General features: G+C 61.3%; 16 protein-coding genes and 1 pseudogene. 7 read left to right on the top strand and 10 right to left on the bottom strand.

What is annotated here, in order from left to right:
* The first annotated feature begins 140 nt into the window (after positions 1-140).
* Positions 141-2,096, top strand: a complete 1,956-nt coding sequence (locus Hrd1104_RS01595) for an archaea-specific SMC-related protein (RefSeq protein WP_154551105.1) — start codon at positions 141-143, stop codon at positions 2,094-2,096.
* A gap of 45 nt (positions 2,097-2,141) precedes the next feature.
* Positions 2,142-2,765 carry a rod-determining factor RdfA gene (rdfA, locus tag Hrd1104_RS01590; protein WP_154551104.1) on the top strand — a complete coding sequence of 208 codons (624 nt, stop codon included), beginning with the start codon at positions 2,142-2,144 and terminating at the stop codon, positions 2,763-2,765.
* Positions 2,766-2,973: 208 nt separating this feature from the next.
* Here the strand turns inward: rdfA and Hrd1104_RS01585 are convergent.
* Positions 2,974-4,196: pseudogene (locus tag Hrd1104_RS01585) on the bottom strand (phosphoglycerate kinase).
* Between the two features lie 66 nt (positions 4,197-4,262).
* Entirely contained in the window at positions 4,263-5,273 is a 1,011-nt protein-coding gene (gap, locus tag Hrd1104_RS01580) for a type I glyceraldehyde-3-phosphate dehydrogenase (protein ID WP_154551103.1), read from the bottom strand.
* 222 nt (positions 5,274-5,495) lie between these two features.
* Between gap and Hrd1104_RS01575 the strand changes: the two genes are divergently transcribed.
* A complete protein-coding gene (locus tag Hrd1104_RS01575; protein ID WP_154551102.1) occupies positions 5,496-5,891 on the top strand; it encodes an Hsp20/alpha crystallin family protein in 396 nt (131 codons plus the stop codon).
* Between the two features lie 47 nt (positions 5,892-5,938).
* On the opposite strand, the gene Hrd1104_RS13000 is transcribed toward Hrd1104_RS01575, so the two are convergent.
* The 3 genes from Hrd1104_RS13000 to Hrd1104_RS01565 all read right to left on the bottom strand — a co-directional run bounded on the left by Hrd1104_RS13000 (position 5,939) and on the right by Hrd1104_RS01565 (position 8,194).
* On the bottom strand, positions 5,939-6,076 hold the full coding sequence (locus tag Hrd1104_RS13000; RefSeq protein WP_195837610.1) for a hypothetical protein: 138 nt from the start codon (positions 6,074-6,076) through the stop codon (positions 5,939-5,941).
* Positions 6,077-6,294: 218 nt separating this feature from the next.
* Positions 6,295-7,152, bottom strand: coding sequence for a RimK family alpha-L-glutamate ligase (locus Hrd1104_RS01570; protein ID WP_154551101.1), 858 nt, complete (start codon positions 7,150-7,152; stop codon positions 6,295-6,297).
* A gap of 106 nt (positions 7,153-7,258) precedes the next feature.
* The gene (locus Hrd1104_RS01565) at positions 7,259-8,194 is read right to left on the bottom strand and encodes an alpha/beta hydrolase (protein ID WP_154551100.1); all 936 of its coding nucleotides are present in this window, start codon (positions 8,192-8,194) and stop codon (positions 7,259-7,261) included.
* A 108-nt stretch (positions 8,195-8,302) separates the two neighbouring features.
* Between Hrd1104_RS01565 and Hrd1104_RS01560 the strand changes: the two genes are divergently transcribed.
* Complete coding sequence (locus Hrd1104_RS01560) at positions 8,303-10,492, top strand: PAS domain S-box protein (protein WP_154551099.1); 2,190 nt, start codon at positions 8,303-8,305, stop codon at positions 10,490-10,492.
* 255 nt (positions 10,493-10,747) lie between these two features.
* On the opposite strand, the gene Hrd1104_RS01555 is transcribed toward Hrd1104_RS01560, so the two are convergent.
* From Hrd1104_RS01555 to Hrd1104_RS01545, 3 genes are read right to left on the bottom strand one after another with little or no spacing between them, the layout of a single operon-like run.
* Positions 10,748-10,957, bottom strand: a complete 210-nt coding sequence (locus Hrd1104_RS01555; RefSeq protein ID WP_154551098.1) for a hypothetical protein — start codon at positions 10,955-10,957, stop codon at positions 10,748-10,750.
* Positions 10,958-10,999: 42 nt separating this feature from the next.
* Positions 11,000-11,299 (bottom strand): hypothetical protein, encoded by a 300-nt coding sequence (locus tag Hrd1104_RS01550; RefSeq protein WP_154551097.1) that lies wholly within the window; start codon positions 11,297-11,299, stop codon positions 11,000-11,002.
* Positions 11,265-11,681 carry an FAD-binding domain-containing protein gene (locus Hrd1104_RS01545; RefSeq protein ID WP_229770582.1) on the bottom strand — a complete coding sequence of 139 codons (417 nt, stop codon included), beginning with the start codon at positions 11,679-11,681 and terminating at the stop codon, positions 11,265-11,267. Before Hrd1104_RS01545 ends, Hrd1104_RS01550 begins: the two co-directional genes overlap by 35 nt.
* A 133-nt stretch (positions 11,682-11,814) precedes the next feature.
* On the opposite strand from Hrd1104_RS01545, the gene Hrd1104_RS01540 reads away from it, so the two are divergent.
* Positions 11,815-12,204 (top strand): hypothetical protein, encoded by a 390-nt coding sequence (locus tag Hrd1104_RS01540; RefSeq protein ID WP_154551096.1) that lies wholly within the window; start codon positions 11,815-11,817, stop codon positions 12,202-12,204.
* Between the two features lie 293 nt (positions 12,205-12,497).
* Here the strand turns inward: Hrd1104_RS01540 and Hrd1104_RS01535 are convergent, their stop codons facing one another.
* Entirely contained in the window at positions 12,498-13,934 is a 1,437-nt protein-coding gene (locus tag Hrd1104_RS01535) for a DASH family cryptochrome (RefSeq protein WP_154551095.1), read from the bottom strand.
* Positions 13,935-14,044: 110 nt separating this feature from the next.
* Here Hrd1104_RS01535 and Hrd1104_RS01530 point away from each other — a divergent pair, with 110 nt between their 5' ends.
* Both Hrd1104_RS01530 and Hrd1104_RS01525 read left to right on the top strand, forming a co-directional pair.
* Positions 14,045-15,217 carry a lycopene cyclase domain-containing protein gene (locus Hrd1104_RS01530; RefSeq protein ID WP_154551094.1) on the top strand — a complete coding sequence of 391 codons (1,173 nt, stop codon included), beginning with the start codon at positions 14,045-14,047 and terminating at the stop codon, positions 15,215-15,217.
* Positions 15,218-15,328: 111 nt separating this feature from the next.
* A complete protein-coding gene (locus Hrd1104_RS01525; RefSeq protein WP_008526685.1) occupies positions 15,329-15,523 on the top strand; it encodes a cold-shock protein in 195 nt (64 codons plus the stop codon).
* Between the two features lie 90 nt (positions 15,524-15,613).
* Here Hrd1104_RS01525 and Hrd1104_RS12995 read toward each other — a convergent pair whose 3' ends face one another.
* Complete coding sequence (locus tag Hrd1104_RS12995; RefSeq protein WP_195837609.1) at positions 15,614-15,787, bottom strand: hypothetical protein; 174 nt, start codon at positions 15,785-15,787, stop codon at positions 15,614-15,616.
* Positions 15,788-15,900 lie beyond the last annotated feature (113 nt).

The following is a 15,900-nucleotide window of genomic DNA, read 5'->3' as shown; positions in this document are numbered from 1 at the left end:
AGGGATCTGAGCGGGTGCTGGACGACAGCTACCCCGGGAGAGATATTTTTGTATAGTATAGTAAATAATATAATTTTGAGTTCGAAGAATATTTGTGAACGAACAATATGTTTAAATGGACATAGCGACCACTCCCGCCTGTGAGTCTACGAGATCAACAGCCCGGGGTCGCGTCGTTCACCGTCGAAAACATCGGCGGGATCACGTCGACCAACGTCGACGTTGAACCGGGAGTTACCGTTCTGGTGGGGGAAAACGCTACCAACAGGACGTCGTTTCTACAGGCGATCATGGCTGGGATGGGGTCCGATCAGGCCTCGCTGAAAGCGGATGTTGATCAGGGCCGCGTCGAGATGACGCTGGGGGGAGAAGACTACGAGCGGACCCTCGAGACGGCTGGCGAGGCGGTACAGTACGACGGGGATGGGTATCTGGATGACCCGACGGTCGCAGAGTTGTTCGCCTTTCTGCACGAAGCAAACGAGGCACGACTGGCCGTCTCGCGCGGGGCAGATCTCCACGAGCTCATTATGCGACCGATCGACGTCGAAGAGATCAAAGAGGAGATCGAGCGCCTGCGCGAGGAGAAGGGGTCGATCAACGACAAGCTGGCCACCATCGAGTCCCGCAAACGCGATCTCCCGGAGCTCGAAGAACGACGGGATACAATCGAGGCGGAGATCGAGAGCAAGCGCGAAGAGCTGGCCGAACTCGAGGAGACGATCGACGAGAGTTCAAACGATATCGAGGAGAGTCAACGAGTCAAAGCGGAGTTCGAGGATGCACTGGAAGAACTACGGTCGGTCCGCTCCGAACTGGAAACCGTTCGTCGAGATATCGAAACCCAACAGGAGAGTATCTCGTCGCTGCGGAGCGAGCGGTCCGAACGGGAGACGGAGCTGTCGGAGCTCCCGGCACCAGAGAGCGATGACACTGAGTTGGCCGAGAAAATCGAGACACTCCGGAACCGCCGCCAATCCCTAAACGGCGAGATAAGCGACCTCCAGAGCCTCATCAGCTACAACCAGGAGCGACTCGAAGAAGGAGACTACGAGTTGCTGGGTGACGTCGAAGACGATACAAGAGCACAGAACGGGAACGTCACGGATCAACTGCTCGAAGATGCCAACGAAGAAGTCGTTTGCTGGACGTGTGGGTCACGCGTTCAGCGCGACCAGATCGAAGAGACAGTCACATCCCTCGAAGATCTTCGGGAACAAAAGGTCCAGACGCTCAACGACGTCAACGACGAGCTCGACGAGTACGAAACCCGGCGCCGAGAGATCGAACGTACCCGACAGCGACGCGACGAGATCGAGCGCGAACTCGAAGAGATCGAGACGGAAATCGAACGGCGGCAAGAGCGTATCTCCACACTGAAAGACAGTCGTGAGGAACTTACCGAAGAGATCGAGCGCCTCGAAACGACGGTCGACGAGTTCGAGGATGCCGATTTCGAGGAGATTCTCACACTGCACCGAGAAGCCAACCAGCTCGAATTCGATATCGATCGCCTCGAGTCGACGCTCGAAGACGTGACCGACGAGATCGCCGAAATCGAGTCGATGATCGAGGAAGGCGAAGAGTTACGGGAGCGACGCGAACGGCTAGGAGAGCAACTCACGGACGCTCGGACGCGGATCGAACAGATCGAGAAAGAAGCCGTCGAGGCGTTCAACGACCACATGGACGCGATCCTCGATATCTTGGAGTACGAAAACCTCGATCGGATCTGGATCGACCGGACGACAGAGTCAGTCCGGCAAGGTAGAGAAACAGTCGATCGGACGGTGTTCGAACTCCACGTCGTCCGCACGACGGACAACGACGTGGCCTACGACGATACGATCGACCACCTCAGTGAGAGTGAGCGGAAGGTTACGGGCCTGGTCTTCGCTCTCGCCGGCTACCTCGTCCACGACCTCCACGAAGACGTCCCCTTCATGTTGCTGGACTCACTGGAGGCGATCGACGCAGAGCGGATCGCCAGACTGATCGACTACTTCGCGGAGTATGCGGAGTATCTGGTCGTGGCGCTACTGCCCGAAGACGCCCAGGCTGTCGACGACGACTACCGGCGATTGACCTCAATATGATGCCCGAGCCGTCGCGTTTCGCGCTCGATAAACGAAAATAGATCCATGGCCAACGAGCAGACAGACAAGCCGTCGAGCAAGGTAGCACGGTTGATCGACCGCTACGATCTGGGCGACCTCGGGGCGGAACTCGAATCGCGCTGGACGGCCGATGGAGACCGACGGTTGAGCCTGCGGGACCTTGCGGAGCTATTCAACAAGCGACTGCTGGCACAGACACTGGTTGAGGCGGGCATGAGTACGCTCGAAAACGATGTCGACGCGATCTATCGGAACCTCACTGACACGGACGTCAGCGCAGGCGTCCGAACCGATACCCGTGAACGGCTCCAGCGAAACGGTGTCGATCTCGAGCAACTCGACCGAGACTTCGTTACCTACCAAGCGATCCGCTCGTACCTCAAAGAGTGGCGTGGTGCCGAATACGAGCAGCCAGCAGCCGAAGAGAAGATCGAAAAAGACCAGGAGTCGATCCAACGTCTACAAACACGACTAGAAGCGATCACTGAAACCCGGATCGAGAACCTGGGCGAAACCGACCGCATCGACGTCGACGACTTCGAGGTGTTCGCCAGCGTCCAGGTGTTGTGCCAAGAGTGTGGAACACAGTACGACGTCGACACCTTCCTCGAACAGGGCGGCTGTGACTGTACGCGCAACGAGAAATGATCGAAACGCCCTGAAACCGGAGGCGCGACGACCGACGCGCAATTTGTGTAGAGCCAAGCCTCGAAGCGATATCCCTGCAGCGACGTCTCTGTCGGTGGTCGTTGGACATCTGCAGGACCAAAAGGTCAGATCTAAGACAAAACTGGATGACTACCGAAAAGTGTCAAAAAGCCACGCGAAGTGGCCGGACCGTGAAGATCGGCGAGCGTCAGTCGGCCTGCTCGATCAGCACTTCGGCAGCTTCGAGTTCCTGGCCGGTGAGGGCGTTGAGGTACGCGCCGCCGGCGATGGAGATGTGATCGTAGTCGTCCTCGTCGAGTCCGTACATCGACAGCGTCCGGGCGGTGTCACCGCCACCGACGACCGAGAAGCACTCTGTCCGACCGATCGCATCGATGAGTTCGACTGTCCCATCGGCGAAACGCTCGTCTTCGAAGACGCCGACCGCGCCCTTCACGAAGACGGCCTCGCTGTCCTCGATGATCGGCACGTACTCCTCGATGGTGTCGTGGCCGATGTCGAGGTAGCCGGTCTCTTTCTCCTCGATGTCCGCCAGCGCGATCTCTGCGCGTTCGCCCTCAGCGTCCTCGTAGGCGAAGTCGACGGGGAGTTCGAACTCCTCACGACGGTTGGCAACGAGGTCTTCGAGCGTGTCTTTGGTCTCGTCCCACTGGTCGTCAAGCAGGTCCATCCCACCGACGTCGTAGCCGACAGACTTGCCCTCCGCGCGGAGGAACAGTTCGCCCGGCAGGCCGCCGATGAGGAACGTGTCGATGGCGTCGCCCAGATTGTTGACGACGCTGATGACGTCTTCGGACTTGTTGCCACCCAGGACCATCGTGACCTGGCCCTCGGTCTCGCGGGCGCGCTCGGCGACGCCCGTGTTGTACTCGTATTCGGCTTCCATGACGCGGCCCGCATAGGCCGGCAGTGCCAGTGCGAACCCGACCGTCGAGGCGTGGGCGCGGTGGGCCGCCGAGTACGCATCGTTGACGAAGGCGTCGAAGTACGGCGAGAGCGTCTTCACGAAGTCGCTGTCGGCGTGTTCCTCGGGGCCTTCTCGGGCAGTTCGTCGTCGACCATCCGGGTGTTCTCGAGCAGCAGGATCTCTCCGGCTTCGAGCGCCTCGATGGCGTCGATAGCGTCGTCGCCGACGGTATCCTCGATGAAGGTGATCGGCTTACCGACGTATTCTTCGAGAATTTCGGCGTGCTGGTCCAGCGAAACGAAGTCGTCGCGGCCGGGCCGGCCCTGGTGGGCCATCAGGACGACTTTGTTGTCCCGATCGGCGAGTTCGCGGACCGTCTCCGCATAGCGGTCAAAGCGGTGGTTGTCCTGGACGACGCCGTCCTCGACTGGGGAGTTGAGGTCGACGCGGACCAGGACACGCTGTCCATCTGCGAGGTCATCGAGCGTGTTGAATGCAGCCATGATTGGTGGGTTTCGTGTTCTGAAAGAAATTGCGTCCCTGTACACTACGGAATGGGATCGGACCGATTAGACGATGTCTTCGGCCAGCCGCATCATCTGGGCGGTGTAGCCCATCTCGTTGTCGTACCAGGCGAATATCTTCGCGAGCTTGCCACCCTGGACGGTCGAGGTCTTCTGCAAGTCGACACAGGAGCCGTACTCCCAGCCGACGATGTCACGGGAGACGATCGGGTCGTCGGTGACGCCCATCGAGCCTTCGAGTTCGCCGTTGGCGTATTTCTCGAAGGCGGCGTTGATCTCTTCGACGTCCGGGTTGCCGGGCAGGTCGACGACGATCTCGGTGATCGAGCCGGTCGGGACCGGGACGCGGATCGCCATGGCCTCGAACTTGCCCTGCAGTTCGGGCAGGATGTTCGGCGTCGCGGTCGAGGCGCCGGTCGTCGTCGGGACGATGTTCTCGGCGGCCGCCCGACCACGACGGGTCTTCGATTTGGGACCGTCGACGATTGCCTGACTGCCAGTGTAGGCGTGGATCGTCGTCATCTCGGCAGCGTCGACGCCGAACTCCTCGAGCAGGACGTACATCGGCGGCGAGACACTGTTGGTGGTACAGGAAGCAGCCGAAACGACGTCCTCACCGTCGTATTCGTCGTCGTTGACGCCGTAGACGAACTGCGGGACGGGCTTGTCGCCTTTCGGCGGCGCGGAGATCAGGGCCTTCTCGGCACCGGCGTCGAGGTGTGCGCTCGCCTCGTCTTTGGTGCGGAAAATGCCCGTCGACTCGATGGCGACATCTACGTCCAGGGAGTCCCACGGCAGTTCCTCGGGGCTCTGGATGTTCAGCAAGTCGATGTCGTTGCCGTCGACAGTGAGCGTGTCACCGTCTCGTTCGACGTCGTACGGCAGGTTGCCAAGGGCACTGTCGTACTTCGTGAGATATTCCATCTTCTCGAAGTCCATCACGTCGTTGATACCGACGATCTGGACGTCGTCGTTCTCGAGGGCAGCACGGAGGGTACAGCGGCCGATTCGACCGTAGCCGTTGATCCCGATGCGGACCGGATCGCTTGCACTCATAGTAGTATAGCTCCGTATGAAGGTAGCGGCAACATTGAGTAAATGTTTTTCGATATGGCGAAGTGAAAGGCGAGTATCTCACGATCGATACTCGTGAAGGCGGTATATATCACTATATTCACGCACGGACAGACATACGTGCAATCGAATTCGAGGGAGACAACGGCTGGGGGAATTTCGCCGTTCAGAAGGCTTTTGATGCGTTCGACCCTACTAGCGAGCATGCGAAGAGACGACCGCGACGACCCGTTCAACGACTTCTTTCGTGAGCTTGAGCGGATGATGAACGACATGACCAGTGGTGAATTCGACATGCACGTCGAACGCCGCGAGGGCGAGTCAGCGACGACGAACAACGTTCATCTGGATGTCTACGAAGAGGACGAACGACTACGTGTCGTCGCCGACTTGCCGGGCGTCTCGAAGGACGCGATCGATCTCAAGTGCGATGGTGAACGACTCACGATCGATGCGGCCGGCGATCAACGGGAATACCACGAGCGGGTGCAGCTCCCGACCCGCGTCGACGAACACACGGCCGAAGCGAGTTACAACAACGGTATCCTAGAAGTGACCTTCGAGACGGGCGAGGACTCGGCGGCAATCGACCTCTCCTGACACTGTTCGATCTTTCCCCAGGACCTCAAAGTTGGGACAGCAGGATTTCAAACGCGCCACTCGTAGCCACAGGACAGACACGCGTAGTGACGCCAATCGGTTCCTCCCGGGACCGAATCCTGGCCCACTTTCTGTTTCTCGTCGCTCCCACACTCCGGGCACTGATGCAATTCTACCGCTGACATAGCATCAACTAATTTTACACAGTCTATAATAATGTTTTTGTGACTAAACGATACCTGTCTATACTGCTGGACAACAGTTGCACAGGGAGGAACTTGCAATCTATCGGTTGATACTGGCCGGGGAAGATATACGACAGAAGTAGTATGCTTCCTACGAAGGAATTTGAACGAGGAGAACGAGGATACCAGTAGCGGCAATCGCGTTCACAACCAGAGGGTCATTTCGCGGTTCGGCGCACGAGATCAGCGACGTGATCCCAGAAGCCGGCGATGTATTTCTCGGCGTCGTCGATCGTTGGCCGTGCGTTCGTCTCGGTAACGACGGCGCCGTCGGCGGTCACGAGCAAGTCGATACCGACGATGGGGACGTCCATCGCGGAGGCGGCCCGTTCGGCGAGACGACGGTGATGCTCGGCAAGATCGACAGGCTGGGCGGTTGCGCCGCGGTGGACGTTGTGTTTCCAGTGGCCCCCGACATCGTTTTCGGCCAGGCGGCGTTCGACGGCGCCGACGTACTCACCATCGAGGACCATCACACGATAGTCAGTTGCGTCCGGGAGGAATTCTTGGACGAGAAACGACCGGTCACCAGTTGCCCGGTAGTCGTGGACGAGGTCGAGATAATCACAAATGCCCAGGAAGGAATCTATATCGTGAGCCAGTGTGACCCCGTTCCCGCGGGTCGTCGAATTGGGTTTGACCACCACAGGTGGGTCGAACTGTTCGAAGACGGACTGGAGTGTCTCGCGATCGACGGGATTGGAGACGAGCGTCGTCTTTGGAATCGGGAGGCCGTCAGCTTCGAGGCGCTGGAGGGCCCCTGCTTTGTTGCGCGAGCGTAGCACACACGCGCGGTCGTTGATCCACGGCACATCGAGGGCGAGTGACGCAACGTCACCTTCCATCAGTCGTGGCGGGAAAACATAGCCCACGTCGACAGCAGGGAATGGATCAGTTCCGAGTGGGACGGTCCGCTCGTCGGTTCGAATCGGGACGACTTCGATCCCGCGGTCGGCGAGAGGATCAGACAGTCGCTCGTAGGTCTCCGCTTGCGTCGAGACCGCCAGCCGAAGCATATGTGGAGTGGGGCCAGCATTCGGAAAACTGTTCGGTCACCGCGGGTGCGGAAACGATAACGGTACCACCGATCCGTGTTTCCCACTGCCTGGCACTCAAATCGGGTCACCGCATCCCGATCGCGGCGTGCATATCGGTCGCCACGTCGCAGACGATCGTTTCCGCGCGATCGATGTCTGCAGTCAGGAAGCCATGGATCATGTCGTCTTCGTGGCGGTGGGTGACGGCAACGCCATCGGACTCGAGTCGCTGTGCGTACGCGAGGCCGCCGTCCCGGAGCGGATCGAACCCGGCAGTGACGACCGTCGCCGGCGCGACGCCGGCCAGATCACGGGCATGGATCGGATCGGCGTAGGGGTTGTGGCTGTCGAGTTCGCTCTCGTAGTAGCACTCCTGGAACCACTCGAGATCCTCAGCAGCGAGGGCGATCCCGTCGTTTTGGGCCACCGAGTGCTGGTCGTCCCGGATACCGATTCCGGGGTACAGCAGGATCTGGTAGTCGATCGCCGGGCCGTCACGGTCCCGGGCCAACAGGGCACTCACGGCGGCCAGTGTCCCACCCGCGCTGTCGCCAGCTACGGCCAGATGGCCGTCCGAGTCGAGACGGTCCGGATTGGTCGCCGCCCAGCGAGTGGCGGCGAAGGCATCTTCGACGGCCGCTGGGAACGGGTGCTCGGGCGCGAGTCGGTACGCGACGGAGACGACGACCGCGCCAGTCTCTCTGGCGAGCCGCCGGCAGACCGTATCGTGGGTCGCGATACTGCCAAAGACGAAGCCCCCACCGTGGAAGTACACGAGTGTCGGATACGGTCCCGGTTGGTCCGGTTGGTAGACACGAACCGGAATATCGTCGTCGGGACCGGAAATAGTCCCGTCGGTCGTCGCTCCGACAGCGGGCGAGCCTCGGCCCCCAATCCACGTCCCGATGCGTTCGAGCGCCCGGATCAGTCGTCGATCGTACCGGGAAATCGGTGGCAGGCCGAGTCGTCGCTGTCGATCGACGATGGCACGGGCCTGGGGATGCATCTCGTCGGCACGCATAGCCGGGCCTTCGAGGAGCGATAGCAAAAGGGTGCCGCGAACCCATCGCGACCGGGAGCCGTGAGTGACTGGCCAAACGCATTTCCGGAGCCTGACCCTAGTGTGAACATGGCGACGACAGACTCCGATCCGCCCGATTCGCGGGCTGGGGCCGGGTTACTTCGGGACTCCGATCGGATCACCGTCCTCCACGTCGACGACGACCAGGCCTACGCGGAGATGGTCGCGGTCTACCTCGAGCGTGAGGGCGACACGATCGAGGTGCTGCGTGCCGAGAGCGTCTCACAGGCCCTCGAAACGATCGAAAACGAACACGTCGATTGCGTCGTCAGCGACTACGATATGGGAGGGGCGACCGGTCTGGAGTTGCTCGATGCCATCCGGGAGCAGCGGCCCGATCTCCCCTTTATTCTGTTCACCGGCAAGGGCGACGAAGGGATCGCAAGCGAGGCGATCTCGGCTGGTGTCACCGACTACACCCCCAAGAAGAGCGGTACTGACCAGTACACGGTCTTGGCGAAGCGAATCGAAGACGCGACGAGACAGTACTACGCGGAACTGGAAGTCGAGCACACGTTCAAAGCGATCGAAACGGCCCGGGAAGGTATCTCGTTTATCGACCAAGCGGGGACTTTCTTGTACGTCAACGACGCGTACGCCGAGACGTTCGGCTACGAGCCGGCCGACCTAGAAGGCGAGCACTGGGAGAAACTCTATCCCGACGAGCACGTCGAACAGGTCTACGAAGAGATCCTGCCGGCGATCCCGGCGGCGGGTTCCTGGTCGGGCGAGAGCGTCCACGTCTGTGCGGACGGCAACCGGGTAATCGTCGACCACGCGTTGGCGATGACCGACGCCGGAACGCTGCTGTGTCTGGTCGACGATATTACCGAACAGAAACACCGCGAGCAGACGTTACGGCGCGAGCGCCAGCGATTCGAGCGGTTCGTCGACGCCGTCGAGGGATACGCGATCGTCAGCCTCGACCCGGAAGGGTTCGTCACGAGCTGGAACGACGGGGCCGAGGGGCTCCTTGGCTACGATAGCCGGGCCATTCTGGGTGAACACGTCTCGGCGTTGTACCCCGAAGATAAACGTGAGGCGGCCGTCCCCGAACAGAGACTGGACGAAGCACGCACAGAAGGAACCGTCGAGGATGGGGGCTGGCGCGTGCGGTCGGACGGGTCGACGTTCTGGGCGGACGTGACGACGAGCGCGGTCTTCGACGCGGAAGGCACCCACGAAGGGTTCTTGCAAGTGATGCGAGATATCTCCGACCAGCGTGACGCCGGGCGCTCGCGGGAACACGACCGAACGTTTCTGGAAGACGCACTCGACGTCCTCGAAGACGTTGTTTACGTCCTAAACGAAGACGGCGAAATCGTTCGTGTGACCGAGCAGGCAGTCGAAAAGACCGGCTACGAGCGGGCAGAGCTGCTATCGATGGACGCCCTCGAGTTGTTCGCTGACACGGACCGGGCTAGAATCCGGGCGGATATCGAAGCGGCGTTCCTCGATGGAGCCTCGACGATCGAGGCTGAACTCGTCCGGAAAGACGGCCAGACGATTCCGTTCGAATTCCGGAAACGCCGCCTGGCCGACCAAGAGGGCAACGTCTACGTCGCCGGCGTCGGACGGGACATTAGCGAACGCAAGCGACGCGAACGGCAGCTAAAGCGGCAGCTCGAACAGTTCGAGCACTTCGGGAGCGTCGTCTCTCACGACCTCCGGACGCCGCTGCAGACGGCCAGGGGACGGCTCGAACTCGCCGCCGAAACTGGCGAAGAGAGACACTTCGAGGCGGCCGAACGCGCCCTCGAACGCATGGAGACTCTCCTGGGGGACCTCTCGAAAGTAATGCGGGAAGGAGAGTTCGTCTCCGAAGTACACCCAACCAGTCTGCTCGAAGTGGCACAGCCAGTGTGGGAGTCGCTGGCCCCTGGTTGTGCAACTCTCCAGTGCGAAGACGACGTGACGATCCAGGCAGACCAGCGCGCACTGGAGCGCCTGTTCGAGAACCTGTTCAAGAACGCCCTCGAACACGCGGGCGCGAACGTGACGGTGACTGTCGGCCGATTTCGAGACGGCTGGTACATCGAAGACGATGGCCCGGGCGTGCCAGCCCCAGACCGTGAGCGAATCTTCGAGGCCGGCTATTCGACGGCCACGGAGGGGAGTGGATTCGGTCTCGCGAGCGTTCGGCAACTCGTCGTCGCTCACGGCTGGGACATCACCGTGGCAGAGGGGGAAAACGGCGGTGCACGGTTCGAGATCACGGACGTCGCTGTCGTCGAGTGAGCAGACACCGCTCGTCGAAAGCGCTCTCGTTTCCAGTGACGGCCGAAACGGGCAAGCGGCGACACTGGAGTTGCGCCACAGAACCCCTTCTGTTCGTGTGGAAATGTCCCACAGGGAGGCGTGTCTGACGTCGGCGACAAAGCAGATGAAACGGCCCCACGTTGACCAGAGAGCAATATTGAGCACTACAGAGGCAAAATAGTAGTCACCACGTCTGGACAGCGGACAGTGACGGCGGGGGACCGATCACACCGCTCACTCGCCAAGTGTGGCCACGTCTTCGGCACGGACCTCACGGTCGTCCGGGAGTGTTTCGATGCAGTCGTGACACAGAAAGTGTTCGGTCCCATCGGCCAGTTCCAGCGTCATCCCGCCGGTCGCTGACTGATCCACACTCCACATGTCACCGATACCGCCGGCGATCCGAACTGCCGCACCGCAGCCGTCGCAGGGCTCGCTCGTCATACGTGCTGTTCGGGGCCCAACGCGCAAAAAGCGTCCGCCCGGTCACTCACCGGCGGCGTCCGGGTCTGGAATCTGCTGGCCGTCGAAGCCGGGGTCGACGTACTCCTCGCGGTCGGCTTCCTCGATCAGCGCCCAGTCGGCGAGTTCGGGCTCTGTATAGGAGCCATCGAGTTGCTCGAACCAGTAGACGAACGTGTCGGTTTCGAACCGAAAGGCGAAATCCTCGACAGTTACCGCTGTGCCCTCGTCGGTTTCGAGCACGTCGCCGACACCGAAGGCGGCGTACCGCGAGAACTCGATCGCCAGGTTATGCTTGCGGTTCGCTGGGAAAGTCGCGGTCATGGTTCGGTCTTCGAAGACCCGGCAGTAAGCGCTTTTGCTGGTGTCGATCGCCTCCCGTGCACACGAAGTCATCGAGACCGGCCTGCTCGTCCGGCCGAGGGCAGACACCGTCGTCGGTCCGGCTTCCCTGCCTATCGCGAGAGCGCGACAGCGATGCTCGCCGGGCCACTGCCGGATCGGACAGCGCTTCCCGGGCACGATCCGAAAGGGCTGCCCACCGATCGAGAGCCGCCTCGCGGCGCGCCTCGAAGTCGACGATCGGGGCGGGATAGTCCTCGCCGATGATAACGCCACACTCCTGCTGGACGGATTGTGGCGCTCGTTTTGGCCGGTCGAGGTATGCTGTCGGGAACGATCGCAATTCGGGAACGTATTGCGTGATAAACCCGCCGCCCGGATCGTTGTCCCGAACCTGCTTGCGTGGGTCGTAGAGCGAGTCTCACTCTATCGACCAATTCTCAATACTGAATATTCGAGGTTATGTTTTAATGTCCTGCCCGGTCGTACAATGTGACATGGTGTCAATAGACGATCTCAGTCACGTCGAGTACGAACGATCCGGTAGTGTCGGGGTGTGGAGAATTACTGACTTCGCCGCGTATTTTGACTCCGGCGAAATAGAGCACGGACAAGACCACTATCGGGAGGAAGCAGGGAAAGACAGCATGGATGGCACAGTCATCGTCATTGAAAATGCAGAGTCGCTGGGAAGTGCCATCCAAGATTCACTCGACCACATCAACGAAGAGTGGTCAAAATTGGCCGACGACGTGAACATAGATCGGCTCGCGTACGTCGCTGAGGGAATGATGTCGACGACTGTGAAAATGAAGACGGAGACCGACGTCGAAACAGAATCGTTTGATTCGGCTGAGGAAGCGGTCGAATGGTGCCAACGGGCCTGAAGTGACTACGATACGGACAGCAGTCCACTGTGGATATGTCTGTGAGTGCCATTTCGTGACGTGTCCAGTACACAAGTCGAGCGGGTTTTCTGTCAATAAGCAGATAGCGAGATAGTGAGCAGTGTCCCGAGTGTACCCGCCAACTCGTGCACTGGCTGCTAATCCACGACGAGCAGACGGCGATGTTCTGGACGGTATCGTAGCGACGGAAGAACAATCTGGCCTGTTTCTGATCGTATTCGACGAACGGGGCGTCAGTTGCTTTGGTCAGCTAGCAGGCGAGGAGTTTACTCTCACAGTCGGTCGGGATCGACCATCGGCTCGGGATAGTCCTCGCCGAGGACGACGCCACGGTCGCGTTGCTCGCGGTCGTTCATCCGCCAGGGCTCGCGGGCGTACTCGGCGATCAACCCGTCGAGTGCCGGACACCACTGGGTGATGTACTCCGCGCCAGGATCGTACCGCTCGGCCTGGGAAAGGACATCGAACCCGCCTTCGCGACTGTCGTTGCCGACCTTCGCGATGTACGCCCAGTTGCCGTAGTTCGAGGCCGGGTCGTAATCGAGCAGGTGGTGCTCGTAGTGGGCCCCACCCCACCGCCAGTCGATATTCAGGTCGTGGACCAGGAAGGAGGCGGCGTTCTGGCGAGCGCGATTGCTGACGTAGCCTGTCGCCGCGAGTTCCCGCATAGCGGCGTCCACGAACGGCACCCCCGTTCGTCCTTCCTGCCAGCGTTGGAAGGCAGCCTCGTCGCGACGCCAGTGGATGTCGGTCCGCTCACGGATCCCACCCGGCCTGAAGAACTGCCCGCCGTACTTGGCGAACTGGAACTGGAAGAAGTCCCGCCAGCGCAACTCGAAGCGGAGCCAGTACGTCGAATCGTTGGCGACGCGTTCGCGCTCGTAGGCCTGGACGGTTTGATAGACGTTGCGGGGCGACAGACACCCGACGTTCAGCCACGCCGAGAACTTCGAGGAATAGTCCCGGCCGACCAGCCCGTTGCGGGTCTGTTTGTACTCCCGGAGGGAGTCACTCTCCCAGACGTACTCCTCGAGACGATCCTGAGCGGCGGTTTCCCCGCCCGCGAACTCCAGGGCCATTCGGTCATCATCGGGCACGTCGCCGAGGACCTCCAAGGTGTCGGGGTCGGGGATCGATCCGGCCTCGGGCGTGTCCGCCGGCAGCGGTGGAACAGCAGGCGCGTCGAGCGGATCCCGGACGTGGCTCTCGTTCTCGACCGCCTTGCGCCACGGGGTGAACGTATCCGGCATCTCGTCGTACGGCGTGGGCAGATCCTCGACGTGATGGAGCGTGTGCGTCCAGTGTCGCGTTACCGCGAGGTCGTCCGGTACCGCCGCTCGAAGCTGGTGTTCGCGCGTCCGCTCTTCGGGGAGCGCAAGCGTCTGGCAGTGCAGGCGGTCGGCGTCGACGTGCTCGACGATATCGGGCACCACCTCGTCGGGACGCCCGTGGCGGACGAGCAAGTCCCCGCCTGCATCGCGAAGCTGTTCGCGCAGGTCCGCAACTGCCTCGCGCTCGAACTGTGCCCGACCGGCACCGATGCCGTCGTACTCGAAAGACGCGGGGCCGCCGAACTGCCGCGGGCCGTACCGCCGTGGGTCGAAACAGTAGACCGGCAGAACGCGATCGGCCGAACACGCGTCGGCGAGTGTCGGATTGTCGTACACTCGCAGGTCACGCCGCAGCCAGACGACAGCCGTCTCTGACATAGGAGGAAGTGGGGGCTGTAGTCACTTGGACGGCGGGGTTGACTCGCCGGTTCGCCAGCAACATTTGAGTGTGCCGACACGACTATGCGGATAGATACCGAGAAGCACGTATGGCGATCGCCCGGCGTCAGTCCGGCACGCTACCGGCGGCCCGAGCGCTGGCGTCCCAGATCCACCCCGTGTTCATGTTGCCCCCGGTGGCCGTCTCACTGACGGGATCGCTACTTGCCGCCCGGGAGACAGGCTCGTTCGGGCCGACGATCGCTGCGCTGCACGCGACGGCCATCTTCACAGCCGTCTACACCGCCCACCTCAAGGATGGCTACGTCGACTTCTTCGTCCGCGGCGAGGACGACGATCACCCGCTGTCGGCCACTGGCTGTCGGGTCGGGCTGGTCGCGGCCGGGGTGGTTTTCCTGGCCGCGCTGACCGGGGTTTTCCTGACGGCTGGGCTGGGTGGTGCCGCCCTGACCGCGCCGACGTGGGCGCTGGGATACTTCCACGCCCCGCAACTCGATACGAATCCCGTCACGGCGACCGGTGGGTATCCAGCCGGGATCGCGCTTGCGCTACTGGGGTCGTTCGTCGCCGGCCACGGCTCGCTGACGCCAGCTGTCCTGGGCCTGGCGGGCGTGTTGCTCGCGGTGCTACTGGGGATCAAGGTGATCGACGACGCCCAGGATTACGCCTACGACCGGTCGATCGAGAAGCGAACGGTCGCCGTCGTCCTCGGGCGGTCGCGAGCACGCCAAACGGCCGAAGGGTGTCTGGCCGCCGGATTGCTCGGCGTGGCCGGCCTGGCCGCAACCGGCGTGTTCCCGACGGGGACGATACTCGCAGTGTTCGCGTTCGGCGGCGTCGCGGCGATCGCGCGCCGGGCCGACCCGCGGCTGGCGACGATGTTGCTGGTCCGTGGGGCGTACGTGTTTCTCGCGCTCCTGTTGATCGCACTGTGGTATCGGCCAATGGCTGGGCCGCTCCCGATCGATATCGGAGTCTTCGGTCCGTACACCTACCTCGCGACGGAGGTGGTCTTTGGCGCGCTCGCCCTGGCGCTGTTGTGGCGAGGCGAGGCCATCGCGAGTGCAGCCCGAAGTATCGTCGTCCTCTATCCGCTGGCGTACGTCTGGGACTGGTACACGCTCGAAGTGGGCATCTTCGCCATCGAGTTACGGACTGGGATCGACCTGCTCGCCATTCCGCTCGAAGAGCACCTGTTCATGATCGTCGTGCCAGGGCTAGTGATTGGCATCCACGAAACGTTGCGAGACAGCGATACGTGAAGAGAGTCCGTATGCCGGGCGATAGATACACTCATGGGGCGTGTTTCGCGTCCCCGTGGTACGCCATCTCTCGGAAGCCTTATACATCCCACTCCCCTCAGTAGATTCGCAATGGCAACTGGTACGGTCGATTTCTTCAACGACACTGGCGGTTACGGTTTCATCGAGACTGAGGATGCGGACGAAGACGTATTCTTCCACATGGAAGACGTCGGCGGCCCGGACCTCGAAGAAGGACAGGAAGTCGAATTCGACATCGAACAGGCCGAGAAGGGCCCCCGCGCGACCAACGTCGTCCGCCAGTAAGGCTTTCGACGCGACTCGCGATTCTCCTAATACACTATCAACCGGGTAGCCGACGGCTCGTCGGCTCGTTCCCGCGAAGAGAGCCGGTGCTTACTGCGTGATGTCGGCCAACGGGACGAGCCGGTGCTCCATCGTTGGCTTCGTATAGCCTGACGATTCCTCGGTGACGCCTGCAGTGTACACCGTCACTTTCTGCTGGAGGACGTGTGGCTCACCCTTGGTGTTGTGGATCACGTCGATGGACTCCCAGGCTTCGGCTTGCATATCGGAAGTGGTGGTCGCCGTGACAATAAGGTTCACCCGGCGACGACGGTCGCCGTGATCGGAGAGTGCAACGGCAGTCACCGATAGCGTGCGGAACGCTCATAGCGGCGAGT

Source organism: Halorhabdus sp. CBA1104, assembly GCF_009690625.1.
In the GTDB taxonomy this organism is placed as follows: Archaea; Halobacteriota; Halobacteria; order Halobacteriales; family Haloarculaceae; genus Halorhabdus.
The sequence above is the reverse complement of the archived record's forward strand: the minus strand, read 5'-3'. Positions and strand labels throughout refer to the sequence as shown.

Bases quoted from the DNA above. Each gene is read 5' to 3' on its own strand.
- rdfA (WP_154551104.1), top strand. From the start codon at position 2,142: ATGGCCAACGAGCAGACAGACAAGCCGTCGAGCAAGGTAGCACGGTTG.
- gap (WP_154551103.1), bottom strand. From the start codon at position 5,273: ATGAGTGCAAGCGATCCGGTCCGCATCGGGATCAACGGCTACGGTCGA.
- Hrd1104_RS01575 (WP_154551102.1), top strand. From the start codon at position 5,496: ATGCGAAGAGACGACCGCGACGACCCGTTCAACGACTTCTTTCGTGAG.
- Hrd1104_RS13000 (WP_195837610.1), bottom strand. From the start codon at position 6,076: ATGTCAGCGGTAGAATTGCATCAGTGCCCGGAGTGTGGGAGCGACGAG.
- Hrd1104_RS01570 (WP_154551101.1), bottom strand. From the start codon at position 7,152: ATGCTTCGGCTGGCGGTCTCGACGCAAGCGGAGACCTACGAGCGACTG.
- Hrd1104_RS01565 (WP_154551100.1), bottom strand. From the start codon at position 8,194: ATGCGTGCCGACGAGATGCATCCCCAGGCCCGTGCCATCGTCGATCGA.
- Hrd1104_RS01560 (WP_154551099.1), top strand. From the start codon at position 8,303: ATGGCGACGACAGACTCCGATCCGCCCGATTCGCGGGCTGGGGCCGGG.
- Hrd1104_RS01555 (WP_154551098.1), bottom strand. From the start codon at position 10,957: ATGACGAGCGAGCCCTGCGACGGCTGCGGTGCGGCAGTTCGGATCGCC.
- Hrd1104_RS01550 (WP_154551097.1), bottom strand. From the start codon at position 11,299: ATGACCGCGACTTTCCCAGCGAACCGCAAGCATAACCTGGCGATCGAG.
- Hrd1104_RS01540 (WP_154551096.1), top strand. From the start codon at position 11,815: ATGGTGTCAATAGACGATCTCAGTCACGTCGAGTACGAACGATCCGGT.
- Hrd1104_RS01535 (WP_154551095.1), bottom strand. From the start codon at position 13,934: ATGTCAGAGACGGCTGTCGTCTGGCTGCGGCGTGACCTGCGAGTGTAC.
- Hrd1104_RS01530 (WP_154551094.1), top strand. From the start codon at position 14,045: ATGGCGATCGCCCGGCGTCAGTCCGGCACGCTACCGGCGGCCCGAGCG.
- Hrd1104_RS01525 (WP_008526685.1), top strand. From the start codon at position 15,329: ATGGCAACTGGTACGGTCGATTTCTTCAACGACACTGGCGGTTACGGT.
- Hrd1104_RS12995 (WP_195837609.1), bottom strand. From the start codon at position 15,787: ATGCAAGCCGAAGCCTGGGAGTCCATCGACGTGATCCACAACACCAAG.